Source organism: Streptococcus infantis (assembly GCF_047463275.1).
GTDB classification, from domain to species: domain Bacteria; phylum Bacillota; class Bacilli; order Lactobacillales; family Streptococcaceae; genus Streptococcus; species Streptococcus infantis_AF.
This window is the reverse complement of record NZ_JASHEE010000013.1, coordinates 1-711: the sequence shown is the minus strand read 5'-3', so window position 1 is coordinate 711 and position 711 is coordinate 1. Positions and strand designations below refer to the sequence as shown.

The following is a 711-nucleotide window of genomic DNA, read 5'->3' as shown; positions in this document are numbered from 1 at the left end:
GGAGGTCAGCGGTTCGATCCCGCTAGGCTCCATTGGTGAGAGATCACCAAGTCATGCACATTGAAAATTGAATATCTATATCAAATAGTAACAAGAAAATAAACCGAAAACGCTGTAGTATTAATAAAGAGTTTATGACTGAAAGGTCAAAAAAGTAAGGTTAAGTTAATAAGGGCGCACGGTGGATGCCTTGGCACTAGGAGCCGAAGAAGGACGTGACAAACGACGATATGCCTTGGGTAGCTGTAAGTAAGCGATGATCCAGGGATTTCCGAATGGGGGAACCCAACAGGTACTACCTGTTACCCATATCTGTTAAGGATATGAGGAGGAAGACGCAGTGAACTGAAACATCTAAGTAGCTGCAGGAAGAGAAAGCAAAAGCGATTGCCTTAGTAGCGGCGAGCGAAACGGCAGGAGGGCAAACCGAAGAGTTTACTCTTCGGGGTTGTAGGACTGCAATGTGGACTCAAAGACTATAGAAGAATGACATGGGAAGGTCAGCCAAAGAGAGTGAGAGCCTCGTATTTAAAATAGTCTTTGTACCTAGCAGTATCCTGAGTACGGCGAGACACGTGAAATCTCGTCGGAATCTGGGAGGACCATCTCCCAACCCTAAATACTCCCTAGTGACCGATAGTGAACCAGTACCGTGAGGGAAAGGTGAAAAGCACCCCGGGAGGGGAGTGAAATAGAACCTGAAACCGTGTG

Annotated in this window: 1 rRNA gene; it reads left to right on the top strand. The window is 46.6% G+C overall.

Annotated elements, in window-relative coordinates:
* Positions 1-158: 158 nt before the first annotated feature.
* A 23S ribosomal RNA gene (locus tag QM923_RS09620) occupies positions 159-711 on the top strand; the annotation flags it as partial.